The sequence below is a fragment of the Marinobacter sp. B-12 genome, assembly GCF_056857915.1.
The window spans coordinates 53,144-70,388 of record NZ_JBSXOB010000061.1 but is presented as its reverse complement, the minus strand read 5'-3'; the positions used below and the strand labels follow the sequence as shown (position 1 = coordinate 70,388).

At 56.6% G+C, this 17,245-nt stretch carries 15 protein-coding genes; 7 read left to right on the top strand and 8 right to left on the bottom strand.

Going from position 1 to position 17,245, the window contains the following annotated elements; genetic code table 11:
- The first annotated feature begins 6 nt into the window (after positions 1-6).
- On the top strand, positions 7-729 hold the full coding sequence (locus tag AC13D2_RS15625; RefSeq protein ID WP_292048977.1) for a spondin domain-containing protein: 723 nt from the start codon (positions 7-9) through the stop codon (positions 727-729).
- A 12-nt stretch (positions 730-741) separates the two neighbouring features.
- Here the strand turns inward: AC13D2_RS15625 and AC13D2_RS15620 are convergent, their stop codons facing one another.
- The 4 genes from AC13D2_RS15620 to AC13D2_RS15605 form a co-directional block, all read right to left on the bottom strand.
- Positions 742-2,514: a BamA/TamA family outer membrane protein gene (locus AC13D2_RS15620; RefSeq protein ID WP_482938891.1), complete on the bottom strand. Its 1,773-nt coding sequence runs from the start codon at positions 2,512-2,514 to the stop codon at positions 742-744.
- Positions 2,515-2,578: 64 nt separating this feature from the next.
- Positions 2,579-2,905, bottom strand: coding sequence for an EAL domain-containing protein (locus tag AC13D2_RS15615; protein WP_292048975.1), 327 nt, complete (start codon positions 2,903-2,905; stop codon positions 2,579-2,581).
- A gap of 220 nt (positions 2,906-3,125) precedes the next feature.
- Positions 3,126-3,776, bottom strand: a complete 651-nt coding sequence (locus tag AC13D2_RS15610; protein ID WP_292048974.1) for a dimethylsulfonioproprionate lyase family protein — start codon at positions 3,774-3,776, stop codon at positions 3,126-3,128.
- 119 nt (positions 3,777-3,895) lie between these two features.
- A complete protein-coding gene (locus AC13D2_RS15605; protein WP_292048973.1) occupies positions 3,896-4,270 on the bottom strand; it encodes a hypothetical protein in 375 nt (124 codons plus the stop codon).
- Between the two features lie 152 nt (positions 4,271-4,422).
- Here AC13D2_RS15605 and AC13D2_RS15600 point away from each other — a divergent pair, with 152 nt between their 5' ends.
- The 4 genes from AC13D2_RS15600 (at position 4,423) to AC13D2_RS15585 (ending at position 8,871) form a co-directional block, all read left to right on the top strand.
- Entirely contained in the window at positions 4,423-4,992 is a 570-nt protein-coding gene (locus AC13D2_RS15600; protein ID WP_300492869.1) for an NnrU family protein, read from the top strand.
- 94 nt (positions 4,993-5,086) lie between these two features.
- Complete coding sequence (locus AC13D2_RS15595; protein ID WP_482938890.1) at positions 5,087-5,932, top strand: DUF72 domain-containing protein; 846 nt, start codon at positions 5,087-5,089, stop codon at positions 5,930-5,932.
- 369 nt (positions 5,933-6,301) lie between these two features.
- A complete protein-coding gene (locus AC13D2_RS15590) occupies positions 6,302-7,594 on the top strand; it encodes a hypothetical protein (protein ID WP_482938889.1) in 1,293 nt (430 codons plus the stop codon).
- A 269-nt stretch (positions 7,595-7,863) separates the two neighbouring features.
- A complete protein-coding gene (locus tag AC13D2_RS15585; protein ID WP_292048967.1) occupies positions 7,864-8,871 on the top strand; it encodes a zinc-dependent alcohol dehydrogenase family protein in 1,008 nt (335 codons plus the stop codon).
- Here AC13D2_RS15585 and AC13D2_RS15580 read toward each other — a convergent pair.
- Positions 8,823-10,832, bottom strand: a complete 2,010-nt coding sequence (locus AC13D2_RS15580) for a sigma-54-dependent Fis family transcriptional regulator (RefSeq protein WP_300492872.1) — start codon at positions 10,830-10,832, stop codon at positions 8,823-8,825. The genes AC13D2_RS15585 and AC13D2_RS15580 overlap by 49 nt on opposite strands.
- A gap of 378 nt (positions 10,833-11,210) precedes the next feature.
- Between AC13D2_RS15580 and AC13D2_RS15575 the strand changes: the two genes are divergently transcribed.
- Positions 11,211-13,013, top strand: a complete 1,803-nt coding sequence (locus AC13D2_RS15575; protein WP_482938888.1) for a flavin-containing monooxygenase — start codon at positions 11,211-11,213, stop codon at positions 13,011-13,013.
- Between the two features lie 59 nt (positions 13,014-13,072).
- On the opposite strand, the gene AC13D2_RS15570 is transcribed toward AC13D2_RS15575, so the two are convergent.
- Positions 13,073-14,683 carry a BCCT family transporter gene (locus AC13D2_RS15570; protein ID WP_292048964.1) on the bottom strand — a complete coding sequence of 537 codons (1,611 nt, stop codon included), beginning with the start codon at positions 14,681-14,683 and terminating at the stop codon, positions 13,073-13,075.
- A 125-nt stretch (positions 14,684-14,808) separates the two neighbouring features.
- Positions 14,809-15,741 (bottom strand): DMT family transporter, encoded by a 933-nt coding sequence (locus AC13D2_RS15565; protein WP_300492879.1) that lies wholly within the window; start codon positions 15,739-15,741, stop codon positions 14,809-14,811.
- A 349-nt stretch (positions 15,742-16,090) separates the two neighbouring features.
- Between AC13D2_RS15565 and tenA the strand changes: the two genes are divergently transcribed.
- Entirely contained in the window at positions 16,091-16,759 is a 669-nt protein-coding gene (gene tenA / locus AC13D2_RS15560) for a thiaminase II (RefSeq protein WP_292048961.1), read from the top strand.
- An 11-nt stretch (positions 16,760-16,770) separates the two neighbouring features.
- On the opposite strand, the gene AC13D2_RS15555 is transcribed toward tenA, so the two are convergent.
- Complete coding sequence (locus AC13D2_RS15555) at positions 16,771-17,115, bottom strand: PBPRA1643 family SWIM/SEC-C metal-binding motif protein (RefSeq protein ID WP_292048960.1); 345 nt, start codon at positions 17,113-17,115, stop codon at positions 16,771-16,773.
- Positions 17,116-17,245 lie beyond the last annotated feature (130 nt).

Here is a 17,245-nt window from a genome sequence, read left to right as displayed (position 1 = left end):
TGCCCCATGGTTGTTCATAAACACATGCTTGTACTGGTGCCACTGGCGGTGTTGTTGGCAGGCTGCCATTCCGACAGCGACGACGACACACTGACCAGTTCCCGGGAGTTCCGCTTCCAGGTAACCATCACCAATCTAACTGCCGGGCAGCCGCTGTCACCGGCCGCCGTTGTCATTCACACCACTGGCTGGCAAGCCTTTACTCTCGGGGAAAGCGCCTCAGTGGGGCTGGAAACCCTGGCAGAGGCCGGCGACAACAGTGATTTCATCGTAGCCGCTGATACCGACAGCAACGTGCTTGCTGCCGTATCCGGTCAGGGCGCCATCGTTCCAGGAGCCACTGCGCAAGTCACGGCCACGGCCGCCGCCGATTCGCAAAGCGGACTTCTGCTGACCTGGGCGTCAATGCCCGTCAATACCAATGATGCCTTTGCAATTGTTAATGCCATTGACATAAGCGGGCTGGCCGTTGGCCAGAGTGAGACGCATCTCGCGATCAGCTACGACGCCGGCACTGAAGCCAATACCGAATCCGCTGACACAGTTCCCGGTCCTGCTGCCAGTGGACTGGCCGAGGGTTTCAACGCCGATAGGGACGATGTTAGAAATGCCGTTTACGTTCACCCCGGAGTCGTTACCCAGGACGATGGGCTAACGACTTCCACGCTGAGCGGCAGCCAACGCTGGGACAATCCGATGGCGAGAGTGGATATCGAGCGACTGCAGTAGGGTTCAGCAAGTCTAGAACCTTGATCGCCCGCGCAATAGCACCTGCATCTGGTCAACGCTGTCGTCTCCTGCCAGCGGGAAGGCAAAGTCCAGGTGCAGCATTCTCTGCACTTCGATCCGGCTTGAGGCCAGCCTCAGGCCGAATCCCACATCCGTCAGTACGCCGTCGTCGGGTCCGTTGTTGCGACCATCATCAAACCAGGCCCTGCCTACATCGGTGAACAGCACACCTCCCACGCGAAACAACTCGAAGGGATACCAGTCCGGAAAATAACGGCGCTCCAGTGTCCACAACGCTCTCCGGTTGCCCTGCTGATAGTTGCTCGGATAACCACGAAGGCCGTTATCGCCGCCGATAAGAAGGTGCTGATCCACGGTCAAGTTGTGCGCCACAGTGAATGACAGATTGGTGTACCAACTGTTCCAGTCCACCGACCCGCCGTGAAAGTACTCCAGATTAAGAGTTCCGATCAGGTTCTCGAAACGGGCCTGATCGAATCGCCAGGTACCGCTATGACTGAGCCCGTAACTGGCATAGTCGGAGTCGCTGACCAGAAGCGCATCCCGGAAGTCGATATTCAGTACGGCACGGTCTTCCGTCGCCCCTATTCCCGGTGAGGAGTACCCCAGCTCGGTACGCCACTCGAACCCGTCCCTTACGTCCTCGACGCGCTGCAAGCGGGTCAGATTGGTCATCTCCCGAAAGCGGTTCTCACGGTAGTCAAATCCGATCCATGGGTAGCTCAGGGTACGATCTTCGGGCAGCAGGTCCAGATTGGGTTCGTCCGGTAAGCGCTCGAACTCGCGGGCATCGTATCGAAAGCCGGCGAGCAGTCTTAACTGGCGTCCATTACGTTCCGCCAGTCGCCAGCCGACATCAACACTGGCAAACTCGCGGTCTTGCCGATAGTCCGCAATTGCCTCCGCCCCCACATAGCGGGATTGTTCGCGAACGTCGTCCTCGCCACTCAGGCCAAATCGCCACTCCGCCAGCTCACTGTAGAATGGTCGCTCAAGGTATGCACTGCGACCGCGTCCATCGCTGCGTTTATCGTAGGAAAGCCCTGCCTGCCAATGGGAGCCAAGCACGTTAGGATCATCAAAATCGACACTGGTCTCACTGCGGTCGGCATCTTTTTTGTGGGAAATCCCCACGCTCTTGCCGGAACCCAGGAAATTTGGATCAGAAAGGCCGGTGTTGGTTTTGTTCTCACCCCCCGTCCTGGAAGCACCAACGCTCGGCAGTAGCGTCCAGGTGTCTCGCGCAAGGACAGTGACCTCCAGCTCATTCCCGCAAACGCGGGTAACACCGATCCACGCGGCCGTCAGGTACTCACTCTGCCGCAGTATACGTTCGGATTCGTCCAACGTACCCGGTTGGTAAACGTCACCTTCGTCGAACACCAGTTGGGCACGCAGGGCGGATTCCCAGGTCGGCGTGTTAAGTGCATTCAGGGACCGGTACAAAAAGTTGTCCTGTTCAGGATCGCTGGTGTCAAAGATCGGGCGCCGAACGATACGTATCCATCCAATATGTGCGCCCTGTGGAATCATTAGATCTGACTGGCGGGCTACTTGGTCACGAGGCTGATCAAGGTCAATCGACTCCGGTTGGACGGCACTGACAATACAACCGCCGATGTACTGCTGGGCCCTCACAGGCTGACAGAAGAGCGTTACACTCAATACGAGAAGAATACATCCAAGGCCCGTTGCTCTTGGGGGAATGTCTCGCTGTGGTGCTACGGTGGACCAAGTCCTATCGATAATCACAATACGGGTCATGGTCAAGCTCTAGGATGCGGACAGTTCTCACTAATCTACCCAGGTAACCAACTGCTGCGAACGTTCAGGTGCTCTCGGTAACGCAGGCGGACGTGTAAAGGAGTTTTTTCCGATAACTGTGATGCCACTGTTCCAGATCCGCAACACTCAGGGGCCTAGCGTAGTAATAGCCCTGCCCGACGTCACACCCCAAAGACTTCAGATAAATCTCATCCTGTTCCGTTTCAATGCCTTCTGCAACCACCTTCATTCCCAACTCATGAGCCATCTTGATGGTCGACCGAACGATCGCCTGATTATCCCGATTCGTCTCGATATCGGTGACAAAGGAACGGTCAATCTTCAGTACGGAGGCATTCAGGTCCTTCAGATAGGCGAATGGCGCGATCACGGGAATTCATCAGGGCCGTTTCCGTGATTTTGAATTCAAACTCAAAAATCAGTGCGTGTATGGCCGGCACCAGCTTCAGTCGCTGGCCCGCCGCCTGACGGTCAGCTCCCGTTACAAGGACGACGAAGCGCGAATGAATGGTCGTTTGACAATCTATTTCTGAGCGGGTGACATGGCTTCGTATGGATCTTGCTCTGAAACAGGTGAGGTCTGAACATGCTCAACGCCTCTTTCCGGAGAAGTTCATCTCCTGATGCGCCAGTTTTTCCTCTGCCCCCGTCCAGGCATAAGCCAGTAACGTAGGCTCAAAGTCCCCCGTCGTCATTCGATGGGCTTTCTCCGGAGGGTTAAAGAACAGGGCCCCGGGTGTAAATACACTGTAGTTGCTGTCTGAAACCGATCCACTCAGACAGATATAGGATTCGCTGATGCCATCATGGCTGTGCTCAGGATAGGTGCAGCGAGGCCCAAACAATACCAGCCCCAAAATGACATTTCTGCTGATTGCCGGACCATTGGGGCCCATCAGTTCCGCGTACGCGTACTTGCGGGCCAGGCTTTTATGCATTCGCTCATAACCATAGCGCCAGGTCAGTTGATCGGAAACCCGCATCAACGCCCTCACCACGGGCGCGGTGCGCTCACTTAGCCCCTGATCCAGCGCACGCCCCAGCCAGGCGCAAACAGGTAGCTCGACCGGCTGATCGAATTCCATGGACGGGTTGGTTTCAAGTTCCGCGTTCAGCCTGTTGCGAACGTCTTTGAGGTGTGAGCGGATGATCGGATTTCCGCCTGCGGAGCCAAAACGGTAGAGATGCCAGTACTCACGAAACAGATATTGCCAGTCAACGTGATCAGAAAGTCTGTGCATCCGTCGTCTCCTGTCGGGCTCAGTCAAAATAATCGCGCATCCCGATACCGAGGATGGACTGTTTGACAACTGCAGCCAATGTTAGCCCAACCCGGAGCAGGTTTAAAAAAACCGATTCCCTAATCTACGAGTCCGGATCGGGGAGCCAGACAGCTCATCGCGGTGATGAACAGGTCCCGGAACACCTCTTCCGAGGCTATCACACTGGGAAACCGATCATAGATCCCACGGCGGCAGGTTGATGTACGAGCCTCGCTTTTGCTGACGCAGGTTGAGTGGGCCTCTGAACGCCGGCTTTGGCCGATAGTATCGTCACATAACGCCGGGATCTGCTTAACAACCCAGTCCATGGCAACGCTACGCTCAACCGGATTCGCGGTCAGATTTGTAAAGCGGCTGGCATCCACTGACGGTGGGCGTTCCCGGGTTTGCTCCCACAACACAAACAACAGAGCTGCGGATACCAATACAACGGTGACTTTCGGAAACTTCATGGGCGCCTTGTCAATCCAGTGAAACAGGCTTTAGATGATAAACGCTTGAGAATGTGCTGTCCCGGTTTGCGCAACTATACTGTCGGGAATTTCTGGATAACGAGCCGTTCAGGCGCGACCGCGCCTGATCAAACAACAAGGAACTACAACAAATGGCAACAATGGTCGTTGGGCTGATTCTATTTCTTGGCGTGCACTCTCTGTCCATCGTCAACGAACCGCTGCGCAATCGCCTGCATAACTTCCTGGGCGAAGGTGCGTTCAAGGGGCTTTACTCGCTGGTTGCACTGGTCGGCCTAGTACTGATTGTTTGGGGTTACGGTGCTGCCCGTCTCGACCCGACCGTCATTTACACATCTCCAGGCTGGCTCCGGCACCTGGCCATGCTCCTTCTGATTCCGGTCTTTCCCCTACTGTTTGCCACCTATTTTCCGGGCAAGATCAAGGCAAAATTCGGCCACCCAATGCTCGTCGCGGTCAAGCTCTGGGCTTTGGCTCATTTACTCGCGAATGGGATGCTGCACGACCTGTTGTTGTTCGGCTCTTTCCTGGCCTGGGCTGTGGTGGATCGGATCTCCATGAAACGCAGAACCCAGCGGCCGATTGCGACCCTGCCGGCCAGCAAAGCGAACGATGCCATAGCGGTTGTTGGCGGCCTTGTGGTTTACACGGTGCTGTTACTATGGGCTCACCAGTGGCTCTTTGGGGTGGCGCCGGTGTGACATCCAGTGTCGTGATTTGGGGCAGCCCTGATGTTTGTGGCATGCGGAGATTGTTTTTAGGCAGGCCCCTGATCAACGGAGGTAAAACGGGACCATGGCACAACCCTACTTTCTCGGCTGCCCGCAGTGGCAGCATCCCGACTGGACCAGCCGACTCCCTCCCGGTCAAAGCCCGCTCGCACGTTACAGCAGCGCCCTCAATTGCGTGGAGGGCAACACCACTTTCTACGCCACGCCCAGCCAGGAACAATGCAGACAGTGGCGTTCACGGGTGCCCGACAACTTTCGCTTCCTGTTCAAGTTTCCACGCCTGATCACCCACGATCGGCTACTGAGCGGAGCTGGCCGTGAAGTATCGGACTTTCTTGAAATAGTTGCGCCACTCAACGATGTGCTTGGCCCAATCCTTCTGCAGCTTCCCGCGAGTTTCGGACCGGAGCGTCTGCAGAACCTGTGGAGCTTTGTTGATGCCCTGCCCGCGCCCCTGACCTGCGCCGTTGAGGTCCGCCACAGCGCCTTCTTTGACAAGGGGGAAGCCGAGAAAGCCCTGAATCGTGGCCTGAGAGAGCGCCGCATTGCGCGCGTATGCATGGACAGCCGGGCACTCTTTGCCGCTGCCCCGGTTAGCGAGGAAACTCGTGACGCCCAACGCAAAAAGCCCCGGGTTCCGGTGCACCTTCTTCCCGTGGATGCGGCGCCGGTGGTTCGCTTTGTCGGCCACCCCGACCTGGAGGCCAACCGCCCCTTCCTGATGCCCTGGGTTGAGCGGGCAGGCATCTGGATTGAGGAAGGGAAACATCCGTTCATTTTCATGCACATGCCGAACAAGGGCGATGCCCTTTCCCTGGCCGCGCTTTGGAATGAGCTACTGCGAGAACGCGTGTCAACGGTAGACGCCTTGCACCTCGACACCACACAACCACAGATGGGCCTGTTCTGAAAGATACTGCGCCGTTCACCGTTTAAATTTGTAATCGCCAATAAACGCACCGAGCCCAATCAACAGGTCCCGCAACCCAAGCGTTTGTATAAACGACCTAAATAACAACAAATTAAGAGGTCAAAACCGCCTCGAGACGATGTAACGCTCAGTCTCGCCATGTATCGCTCTGTAAGCGCCAACTTCCTGACGGTATCCGCACGAAAAACCCTGAACCAGGCCGCATATCACCAAAAACTGCCGCTGTAAGATTCGCCCGAACTCGTCAATAAATGGGTGCGAAAAATGTCAAATTGCGGCAAGAATTTATCGAAGCATGGACTGCTGACTCTATCTGTAGTGGTTCTGCTTTCGGGCTGCGGTCTCGACATGACCTCCCCAGACAATGCTACGACACCACAGTCCCAAGCCTCCGCCGACCGCGCCGTTGAAACGGTTGAGATTGCCGGCGCAGCCATGAAAGGTGTCATTCAACAGGGCCTGGTGACCGCCAACCGCCTAGTTTCTGACCAAGATGGCTACTACGCTTCACAACAACAAGTCGCAAAGCCGGTTTTGACGGCGGACGATGGCAGTTATGTGTGGCAATTGCGGGGAGAGGCCGACGGCTGGGCTTTGGTAGAACTCACAGCTGACAGCAATACCCGCATGATTTGCGATGTCGTTCCCCACTGCGAGCGCAGCGGCGCCGAGCCGGTTGCCTTTGGCGACGCGATGGCGCTGGATGATAATTTCAATCTGCGCGGAGCCGGTGATCTTCGTATGGAAACCGTCAATCTCACGCCGCTGACCCACCTGGCCGTGGCGCTGGCTGAGCGCAACAAAAACGGGCTATCCCCCGAAGCACTCTCTGGCGCCTACGAAAAAGTCGAAAACTGGTTTAGCCTGGCCGCGGGTTCCCTCCACCTCAATCCGCCAGACCTGACCCGCCTTGACGAGCTCAAGGGCGTGTCTGCCGATGCCCTGCAAGTTGCAGTTGCCAATGCGGCCTTCCTCGCTCTGGTCAACAACAACGCCCAATGGAACAACATTTCCGATGTCGTGAACAACGTGGCAACCCAGATCGCCAAGACCGGCCAGATCAGCCTGATGGGTGACGGCGAAAACGTTGCTCTGGCCGACCTCGTGTCTGCCGCTGCAGTGCAGGCTTCCGAGCTTCAGACCAAGGTGGATTCAAGCGTCATCAGCCAGAGACTCGTGGTGACCGAGTACCGCAACGTGCAACGCTTCAAAACCATCGCGGACGTATACAGCGAAGACGACACCGGCGTTGCCGACACAGAAGAGCCCGATACGAGTGACGACAACAGCACCGGAGACATCGTCGCCGACAACGGAACAGACAATGAAACCAGCGAGCGGCCGGCCACCAAACCTGGCCCCAAAGACACCGTTCCAGTCAATGCAGCTCTGTTGAGCTGGACCGCGCCGCTCACCAGAGAAAACGGTGATAGCCTGACGATGGGCGACATTGCCGGCTTTGAGGTGGTTTACGGCACCAGCGAAGAAAACCTGGATCAGAGCCTGGCGATTGGCGACGCCTCTATCGACGAGTTGCTGGTGGACGAGCTTACCGAAGGCACCTGGTACTTCGCTATCCGCACTCTGGATACTGACGGCAACCGCAGCCGGCTATCAGAGGTGGTCTACAAGCAAATTTAAAGAGATGGGCTCTCCCTCATCGCCAGGGGGGAGCCTGTTCGCTCAACATCAATAACGATAAACGGTACTCAAGTACCATTGCCCAACGCTGCTCCTTGACGAAGACTGCAAAGACTCCCATCCCGAGGGCTTCGTCATGTTCAGTTTCACGCGCATCCGATCCGCTGTACGCTTTACCTGCCTGTTCAGTTTATTTGCTGCTTTCCTGATCGCCACATCGGTCCAGGCAACCCTCGTATTACAGACCATTGACCAATAGAGGCTAAATAATGAAGCTTGCAACGATATCCCAACCATTCGGGCTGGACCAACTCAGGATTATTGAGGGCGCCGAGCCCGGAGAGCCGGGCCCTGGCGAACTCCGGGTGCGAATTCACGCCAACTCGCTGAACTTTCACGACTACGCGGTGGTTGTTGGCGCTATCCCAACCGAAAATAACCGCATCCCAATGGCTGATGGTGCAGGCGTTGTAGAAGCGATTGGAGCAGGCGTGAGCGAGTTTTCGGTGGGTGACCACGTAGTCTCCACCTTCTTTCCCCACTGGCTTAACGGGCCAGCACCCATTGATAACTTCAGCACCACGCCGGGCGACGGCGTCGACGGCTATGCCCGGGAACGGATGATCGGCCCGGCCCAGGGTTTCACTCGTGCTCCGAAGGGCTACAGCCACGCAGAAGCGGCCACCCTCACCACCGCAGGGCTCACTGCATGGAGGGCACTGGTAGTAAACGGTAACCTGAAGGCGGGCGATACGGTTCTCACACTGGGCACCGGCGGCGTCTCCATTTTCGCGCTGCAGTTCGCCAAGATGATGGGCGCCCGGGTAATTGCCACCTCATCGTCCGACGCAAAACTGGAACGACTGAAGACGTTGGGCGCAGACGACACGATCAACTACAAAACGACACCCGCCTGGGGCGAACGGGTGCTCGAGCTGACCGGCGGCCAGGGCGCCGATCATATCATTGAAGTGGGCGGCCCCGGCACCTTGCCCGAATCTATTGACGCCGTGCGTATTGGCGGCCACATCTCGCTGATTGGTATTCTTACCGGTCAATCAGGCGATGTCCCCACCCGCAAACTGATGGCCAAACAGGCGCGCCTGGAAGGCCTGATCGTTGGCAGCAGAGCGCATCAGCAGGAAATGATTCGCGCCATTGAAGCCAACGACATGCACCCGGTGATTGACCGCTCGTTCAGCCTTGAGGAAATTGCGGATGCCTTCCGCTACGAAGAGTCAGGGGCGCACTTCGGCAAGATCTGCCTGGAATTCTGAGAGTTTGCTGGTTCTGCGACCACGTTCCCAAGAAACCTGGGCGGCTCAATCGCCTGCTGCTGCATCCAGCGATAGATAGTCGGGCGTGACACGCCATAACGACGTGCGACCTCAGAGACGTTCCAGCGGTATTTCTTTAGTGCCGCCAATAACGGATCGCTCTCGTCGGGAGCGACATCCCGCTCAAGGCTCGTTGCTGCGATCGCATGATCTCTCAGACACTCGTCTGGCAGGTCATTGGCGGTGATCTGTCCGCGATCACAGGTTGCCTCGGCAAACGTCAGTGCATTTACAAGCTGACGAATGTTACCCGGCCAGTCGTAGGCAAGCAGCGCACTCATGGCATCTGCCCGGATTCGAACATCGGGCAATTGTCCCTGGTCGATCAGGTGTGTGAGTACCCGGTTAATCACATGCTGGCGGTCAGCCCTCTCTCCCAGAGAGGGCAAGCGCAGCGTGGCCCCATTCAGCCGGTAATAGAGGTCAGCACGGAACGCACCACGTTCAATCAGTTGGCCTAGGTCCTGGTGCGTGGCGGCTATCACGCGACAGTTCACTTTCACGGGGCTGTCTGCGCCCACTGGCAGAATTTCGCCTTCCGCCAGCACCCGCAGCAAGCGGGTCTGGAGCTGCAAGGGCATATCCCCGATTTCGTCCAGGAATAACGTCCCACCATCCGCCTGCTGGATCATTCCCCGCATTCCCCTGGCCCGCGCACCGGTAAACGCACCCGCCACATACCCGAAAAGCTCGCTCTCGATCAGTGACTCGGGAATGGCTGCGCAGTTTACGGCAACAAACGCCCGTCGGGAGCGGTGGCTGGACTGGTGTACAGCTCTGGCAAGCACTTCCTTGCCGGTGCCGGTCTCACCCAGAACCAGCAGCCCGACATCTCTGTTCCTCAGTCGTTTGGCAAGGCCAAGAGTTCGCCTCATGACGGGGTCATCGGCTGCCAGCGCATCCAGTTCAGGCACAGACTCATCAGTGGGCAGCGCTTCAGAAAGGGCGGAAGCCGTCGACGTGATCCTCGGCTGGATCAATGCTGCAAAAAAGGTATTGCCACTGATGCAGTGCCTGAACGCCCTGACCTGATCATCCTGATCGTAAGGAATGCTCCAGATGTCCCTTAACTCGCATTCAAACAGGCTGGTCAGCTTGGTATCGCTGCCGCTTCCATAGCTCGACATGAGTGAACGACCGGCTGTATTGGCGGCCTCCACACACCCATCATCGTCAATGGCGAACAGATACTGGCCATTTACCTGCACAAACTCCCGCGAGGCATCACACCGGAAGACCGTCTGATTGCGATAACGGCGGAGGAAATAGGCGTCCTCAATCATGCGGGCGTAGAGTTGGGTAAGGTGCAGTGCAAACGTCTGGCTGCTGTGAGGATCAGGCGAATCCAGGGCCGAAATATCGAGTACCGCAAGCAGGTTGCCCAGCGGATCAAGAATGGGCGCCGAAGTGCAGGTCAGGCTTATATGGGTTGCATCGAAATGGTCGACCCGGTGACATGTCAGGGCCTGACCCTCTTCAATACACGTACCCACAGCACAGGTGCCCGCGTACTTCTCACTCCAATCGGCCCCCAGGTACAAACCGGCTTTACGCAAACGTTGGTCAAAACGCCGATCCCCCAGAAACTGCACGGTAATGCCCCGGTGATCCGTCAACAACAGCACATAACCCAGCTTTGCGATATTCGTATACAGTTGCTCAACGCCGGCCCGAGCCACGTTTAGAAACTCGTCGACCGAATCCTGATGCTCCCTCAGGGTTTGCTGAGTCACGATCCGGGCACGACGTGGCTGGCTCGGGTCCAGTCCGTACTCGTCAATACATCGCTTCCATGAGCGACCAATCAGTTCGGACTCCGGAGATAAAGGCGCACACACACCTTCATCCGTATAACTCAGAATCGTATCTATGTGGCGCCGCTGTGCCTGTTGCATCGTCATGCCAAGCTCCTGCATCGCTCTGATATTGTTGTTGTCATCTACGATGAGATACTGCTTCGTCGTCCTGACAGCCTATACCCGATTACCCGGCATCAATATCCTCCTTTAGTGCCTGAGTGATTGTTACACCTGTAACGCATTTACAGGCAATCGCATTACAGCCGTAATGCCAGGGCCTTCCACCACAAGGCCTCGCTACCCCCCACCTCCTTTCACAAAAACCCCTGAAACCCTTTTATTTCAGATGCCTGGAAAATAAAAAGCGCCTGGAGACCGATGTGGCACGTCATCTGCTCCGTTCCTATTAGCGTGTTCAACAACGCACTGGGGATCAAAGACTCCCCGCCAACAAAAACAATGTAAATCTGGAGAACCCTGATGACCGAAACCCAAATCACCCCCACCCAACGAGTTCAGCAATGGCTTGATGGGTTCAGCGAAATACTGCAGTCGAGCGATCCTGGACGGGCGGCGCAACTGTTTGAAGCAAACGGCTTCTGGCGTGATCTTGTTGCCATGACCTGGAACATAAAAACCCTGGAAGGCCGGGACCATATCCGCGACATGCTGGAACAGACCTCGAAACATGTCCGCCCCAGCCATTGGAAGGTTGCCGAAGACGCGACAGAACAGGACGGTGTGACCGAAGCCTGGATTACCTTCGAAACCAGAGATGCCCTGGGTAAAGGGCACATCCGGCTTCGCGATGGCGCTGCCTGGACCCTGTTGACCACCATGCAGGAATTAAAGGAGTTTCCCGAGAAGAAAAACTTTCTTCGACCCAAAGGCGCTCAGCATGGAGCGACCAAGTCACGGAAAACCTGGCTTGAGGCAAAGCAGGACGAAGAACAGGAGCTGGGATACAGCCGCCAGCCCTACTGCGTGATCATCGGCGGTGGACAAGGGGGCATTGGCCTGGCCGCCCGTCTGCGGCAACTGGACGTGCCAACGATTGTGATCGAGCGAAACCCGAATCCAGGCGATTCCTGGCGCAACCGCTACAAGTCTCTTTGCCTGCATGACCCGGTCTGGTACGACCACATGCCTTACCTGCCGTTCCCGGACCACTGGCCTGTTTTCGCGCCGAAAGACAAAATCGGCGACTGGCTCGAAATGTACACCAAGATTATGGAGCTCAACTACTGGAGCTCAACGGAGTGCACGGGTGCGCGCTACGATGAGGCCAGTCAGGAATGGGTCGTGGAGGTGGTTCGGGACGGCGAGCAAGTCACCCTTCGTCCCAAGCAGCTCGTGCTGGCTACCGGCATGTCGGGCATCCCCAACATACCCGATATCCCCGGAATGGACAGTTTTGAAGGCGAGCAACACCACTCCAGTAAACACCCCGGTGGCGCTGCCTATAAAGGCAAGAAGTGCGTGGTGCTGGGTGGCAATAACTCCGCACACGATATCTGCGCTGCGTTATGGGAGAACGACGCCGACGTCACCATGGTTCAGCGTTCATCAACCCACATCATCAAGTCCGACACCCTGATGGAGCTGGTGCTAGGCCCACTCTATTCCGAAGAGGCGGTACAGAATGGCATGACCACCGAAAAGGCCGATCTCACGTTTGCCTCGGTGCCCTTCAAAATCATGCCCGATATGCACATCCCGGTATACGAGCAGGTCGCCGAACAGGATGCGGACTTTTACAGTCGACTGGAGCGAGCAGGGTTCCTCCTGGACTTCGGCGATGATGGCTCAGGGCTGTTCATGAAATACCTTCGCCGGGGTTCTGGCTACTATATTGATGTCGGTGCTTCCGAGTTAGTTGCCCAAGGCGAAATCAAGCTTAAAAGCGGCGCCAGCATTGAACGCGTCAACCCTCGCTCCGTGACCCTGACCGATGGCACGGAACTACCGGCGGACCTGATCGTCTACGCCACCGGCTTTGGCTCCATGAATGGCTGGGCGGCACGAATCATATCCCAGGAGGTCGCCGATAAAGTCGGTAAGTGCTGGGGTATGGGGTCAGACACCACCAAAGACCCTGGTCCATGGGAAGGCGAGCTGCGCAATATGTGGAAGCCAACGCAACAGGAAGCGCTCTGGTTCCATGGAGGCAACCTGCACCAGTCACGCCACTACTCGCTGTATCTCGCACTTCAACTGAAAGCCCGAAAGGAGGGCATCGACACGCCGGTGTACGGTATGGAAAACGTTCACCACCTTTCCTGAGCCCGGGATGGCTGGCCTCGGCCAGCCATCAATCGCGATCAGCAACAATTCAGGCCAGTTCACAACTGATCTGGCCGCGGTGGACTACCCACCCTCACTTCGCTAAGGTCCTCCTGGGCCAGGCCGCGAAACAGGGCGAACATCATGGCGAACACGAGAATGAACATCGGCAAGCCAACCACAGTGATGACTTCCTGCAATGCGGTCAGCCCGGCGTCACCGGCAAGTACGATCAGCATCGCTGCCAGCATGCCTTCAGACACACCCCAGAAAACCCGTTGATGCCATGGGCCCGGATCCGGCGAGCCAGTGCACAACATATCGACCACCAGGGAAGCGGAGTCCGATGAAGTCGCGAAGAAAATGGCGACAATCACAACCGCCAGGCCCTGAATCAACGTAGCCCCCGGGAAGTTTTCGAAGAATGCGAACATGGCCAGAGGAACACTTTCCCCCACGGCTTGGGACAACATCCCCGCCTGGTCACCCAGTGCCTCCCTGGCCTCCGGCCCAATGCCATCAATCTGCATTGCGGACCAGCCAAAGATGGCGAACCAGATCAGGGTAAAGATCGATGGCGCGAACAGCACGCCGAGCACGAATTCCCGGATGGTCCGCCCTCGGGAAATCCGCGCCACGAAGATCCCGATAAAGGGCGACCAGGTCACCGTCCAGGCCCAGTAAAATACCGTCCAGCTGCCCTGCCATCCCCAGCCACCACCGTCGCCGGTGTAGCTTGCAAGCGTGTCGTTCCAGAAGGCCATCGGCAGCAAGTTCGATATGTAGAGGCCAAACGTCTCGACCACGGCGCGCAGAAGGAAAACTGTCGAACCAGTGAAGAGCACGAATACCATCAGGCCAACAGCCATACCGATATTGATGTTGGACAACCGCTTCACACCCGAGTCCAGCCCGGCGACGATCGACCCCACAGCGACGGCCGTCAGGATGGCAATAATGAATACTTTGGTGATCACCGCATCCGGAATGCCAAACAACTCGGTCAGCCCTGCGTTGATCTGCTGGGTGCCCAGACCGATTGACACTGCCACGCCGAAAAGCGTGCCGAGAATTGCAAACACGTCGAGAGTCTTTCCGAGAGGGCCATATATGCGGTCGCCGATCAACGGATAGAATACAGAACTGAAACGCATGGGCAGGTCGTAACGATAGATAAAATACGCAAAGGCAAGCCCCGGCATGGTAAAGATCGCCCAGGTATGCAGCCCCAGGTGATAGATGGCGAAGCTCATGGCATCGTCGGCGGCTTCGACCGAATAGGGCTCGACATTCGGCCTCGGCGGTGAGGAAAAGTGCGAAATCGGCTCGGCCACGCCCCAGAACATCAGCACAGTGCCGATGCCGCCAGCAAACAGCATGGTGAACCAGGAAATATTGCTGTAGGCCGGTTTCGCGTTGTTGCCGCCCAGTCGGATGGCGCCGAATCGGCTGAGCGCGACCCACAAGAGGAATGCCACCCAACTCGTCACCCCGAAAATGAAAAACCAACCCAGGTTGGTAACGATCCATTCACGCCCTGCTCCGAAGGCTTCTCCGATTGGGCCTGGCGCAATCAGTAGCACGACCAGGAACAGGATCATGATCCCTGCAGACGTGAAAAAGATGGTCGGATTGGTCCTGAGACCCAACGCTCTTGCGAGAGCTTCCATGGCGATTCCTCCCCGATTCCTTCCGACAACATAGGAGTAAATCGAACTGCACGCCAAATTCTGAGCAAGATTTCATGTCCCCAGAGACAGATGCCTCCGTCTTCAGCTACCGGAAGACTGATTGATCAATGCGAGGGCTTGCTTGAATAGAAGCTTAAGGCGGTGACCGTAACCAGAATGAGGCCCATGCCAAGGAACTGAACGCCACCCAAACTCTCATTGAGCAGCAAAATACCGAAGAGCGCGGCGGTAACAGGTTCGACCATCGCCACAATGGAAGCGACGGTTGGTACGGTGTGCTTCAGACCCACAATATAAGCAATAAAAGACATCCCGCCGCCGAGCACGCCCAGTGCCATAAACATCGGCCATTCCGGTGTATCCAGAACAGCAACGACCTGTACAACGCTGGCCGGCCAGATCAGAACGATACCGAGAACGGAAAATGCGATTACCAGAGCGGCCTGTGGGCTACCGTTCCTGGCCGCAAACTTGAAGCCGAAAATAAACACCGCGTAGCACAATCCCGAAAGCAGGCCAGACACCACCCCAACCCACGTAACCTCGTTACCGCCGACGTCATAGATGCCCGTAAGCAGGGCAATACCGACAATAACGATGACAATGGCCACGCACTTTAACGGCGTCGGCTGCTCTAGTCCGATGGCAAAGGAAACCAGAAACACGAACACCGGGGCGCAATACATGAGGGTCGCCGCAACGGCAACGCTGCCCTCGGAGATACTGAGGAAATAGAAGGAGAAGTTGCCCGCCACCCCAAGGCCAGCCACCGTCGCCCAAAACCAGAGCCGCGGATTGGCCAACCCGCTGTTCCCTGGACGTAGAATCAGCCAGACAAGCACAAACAGCAGGCCGATAATCCCCCGATAGAATGAAAGGACGTACGCCCCCCACCCTTCAGCGATGAGGATCCCGCCGATACCCCCCGAAAGGCCCCAGAAAAATGCCGCAAGCGCTACAAGCATTGCACTTTTTAGCGCGCGGTCGCTGGACTGTTCTGGCGTTTGATCAGTCAGAATATTCTCCGGCCCGGCCAAACCATTGCTAGCAGATCAGATTTACCGAGGGTGACTGCGGAAGTCGCCTACCGTCAATACGGTGGCGGGTTATAGAAAAAGCCCCAACGGGCAGGTTAACCTGTAACTTATTGAATCTATTCTTTACTACGTTTGCTCTGATTCCAACATGAGCATGCTCTCGCTGAGAGTGAGATGGGGTCGGATTTGCTTCCTGCCTTGGGGCAGGGTTTGTTGGATACGCCCTCTGGCAATGGGCTGATTAACATTGGAATTCACCTTCCTGGGCACATCTGCCGGAACGCCAAAACGGTCACGAGATGTGAGCGGCTTGGCCCAAACACATTCAATCTGACGAAGGAGGTTCACAATGCCTTACCAGTTCGAAGATCTACGAAAATCCTGTCAAACCGAATGGCGCGACTACATTGAGCACAGTTTTGTAAAACAGTTGGGTGACGCATCGCTTGCTCCCGAAGCGTTTCAGCACTACCTCAAGCAGGATTACCTGTTCCTGATCCAGTTTGCCCGTGCCTTTGCCCTGGCAGCCTACAAAAGCCCAACCTTGCTGGATCTCCGACAGGCAAAGGAAGGCTTGCAGGCCATCGTGGATGTAGAACTGGACTTACACATCAGCTACTGCAAGGAATGGGGCATTTCAGAAGCAGAACTTGCCAACCTGCCGGAAGCACGCGCCACCCTTGCCTACACACGCTATGTGCTCGACACCGGCAATCGCGGCGACTTGCTGGACCTGCACGTTGCACTCTCACCCTGCATGGTGGGTTACGGGGAAATCGCCAATTGGCTCAACAACCGGACAGAAACCATTCGGGGAGACAAAAATCCCTATGATGCCTGGATCGCCATGTACGAAAGCGACGAGTTCCAGGACGCCATGCACGCGGAAATCCGCTGGCTGGATGAACGGCTGGCCGATGTATCGCCATCCAGGTTCGACCAGCTTACCCGGATATTCAGCGACGCCACACGGCTGGAAATCGATTTCTGGGAAATGGGTCTGAAACAGAGCGATTGAGAAACGCGTGGTCAACCACAGCACTTCTTGAACTTGGCACCACTCCCGCAATGGCAAGGATCATTGCGGGAAGGCAGTTTCGCCGTGGTCACCGTCGCCCCTTTGTTCAGGAGTACCGTCAGTTCGGTGATGGATTCAACCGCACCCTCGCGGGTATCCATTGTAATGTTGGCATGCAGATTGGCTTCCACCACCTGAGCTTCGACCTCCTGCCTGCGCGCCTCACTGGTAACCACCAGCGTTAGCGGAAACTTCTTGCTGCCACTCTTCTGACTGGCCTTGGTCTGGAAGCCGCCATACGCGGTGTGATGCTGGCGCGCGTCCTGCCGGCCTTTGTAGAAGAACTTGTCTGACATGCTGAAATCTCGATGAATGGAAGAGTACCCGGCGCGCGAAAAAAGCGAGCGAACACCGGGCGAGACGTTTTAGCATGCTTAGGGAATTGGATATATAGGCATAAGTGGAAATTCGATGCTCCACCCGCCC

Coding starts and splice junctions, on each gene's coding strand:
- AC13D2_RS15625 (WP_292048977.1), top strand. CDS start 7: ATGGTTGTTCATAAACACATGCTTGTACTGGTGCCACTGGCGGTGTTG.
- AC13D2_RS15620 (WP_482938891.1), bottom strand. CDS start 2,514: ATGACCCGTATTGTGATTATCGATAGGACTTGGTCCACCGTAGCACCA.
- AC13D2_RS15610 (WP_292048974.1), bottom strand. CDS start 3,776: ATGCACAGACTTTCTGATCACGTTGACTGGCAATATCTGTTTCGTGAG.
- AC13D2_RS15605 (WP_292048973.1), bottom strand. CDS start 4,270: ATGAAGTTTCCGAAAGTCACCGTTGTATTGGTATCCGCAGCTCTGTTG.
- AC13D2_RS15600 (WP_300492869.1), top strand. CDS start 4,423: ATGGCAACAATGGTCGTTGGGCTGATTCTATTTCTTGGCGTGCACTCT.
- AC13D2_RS15595 (WP_482938890.1), top strand. CDS start 5,087: ATGGCACAACCCTACTTTCTCGGCTGCCCGCAGTGGCAGCATCCCGAC.
- AC13D2_RS15590 (WP_482938889.1), top strand. CDS start 6,302: ATGACCTCCCCAGACAATGCTACGACACCACAGTCCCAAGCCTCCGCC.
- AC13D2_RS15585 (WP_292048967.1), top strand. CDS start 7,864: ATGAAGCTTGCAACGATATCCCAACCATTCGGGCTGGACCAACTCAGG.
- AC13D2_RS15580 (WP_300492872.1), bottom strand. CDS start 10,832: ATGACGATGCAACAGGCACAGCGGCGCCACATAGATACGATTCTGAGT.
- AC13D2_RS15575 (WP_482938888.1), top strand. CDS start 11,211: ATGACCGAAACCCAAATCACCCCCACCCAACGAGTTCAGCAATGGCTT.
- AC13D2_RS15570 (WP_292048964.1), bottom strand. CDS start 14,683: ATGGAAGCTCTCGCAAGAGCGTTGGGTCTCAGGACCAATCCGACCATC.
- tenA (WP_292048961.1), top strand. CDS start 16,091: ATGCCTTACCAGTTCGAAGATCTACGAAAATCCTGTCAAACCGAATGG.
- AC13D2_RS15555 (WP_292048960.1), bottom strand. CDS start 17,115: ATGTCAGACAAGTTCTTCTACAAAGGCCGGCAGGACGCGCGCCAGCAT.